Raw genomic sequence first — 410 nt, 5'->3', positions numbered from 1 at the left:
TCCGCCAACAGCCCAGCGGCCTTCAGCTTTGCCACCACCTCGGTCGCATAGTCGTCGGCATCCGACGTGATCGTCGCCACCACCACCTGCAGCGGCGCGAACCACAGCGGGAAATGGCCGGAATAGTTCTCGATCAGGATGCCGAGGAAGCGCTCCATCGAGCCACAGATGGCGCGGTGAACCATGACAGGCTGCTTCTTCTCGGAATCCGAGCCGATGTAGAAGGCGCCAAACCGCTCCGGCAGGTTGAAATCGACCTGCGTCGTGCCGCACTGCCATTCGCGGCCGATGGCATCCTTCAGCACATATTCGAATTTCGGCCCGTAGAAGGCGCCCTCACCCGGATTGATCGAGGTCTTGATGCGATTGCCGGACCGTGTCCTGATCGTCTCCAGCACGCCGCCCATGAT

General features: G+C 61.5%; 1 protein-coding gene. It reads right to left on the bottom strand.

All coding sequences use genetic code 11. The annotated features are described in order from the left end of the window. Positions 1-410 (bottom strand): aminoacyl--tRNA ligase-related protein (locus EN884_RS38315; RefSeq protein ID WP_348633009.1); only part of this gene is annotated, 410 nt, incomplete at both ends.

Origin of the sequence: Mesorhizobium sp. M7A.F.Ca.AU.001.01.1.1 (assembly GCF_004022735.1) — a bacterium.
Taxonomy (GTDB): Bacteria; Pseudomonadota; Alphaproteobacteria; order Rhizobiales; family Rhizobiaceae; genus Mesorhizobium; species Mesorhizobium ciceri.
Note: the sequence above shows the minus strand (reverse complement) of the source record. Positions and strands in the feature narration are given on the sequence as shown.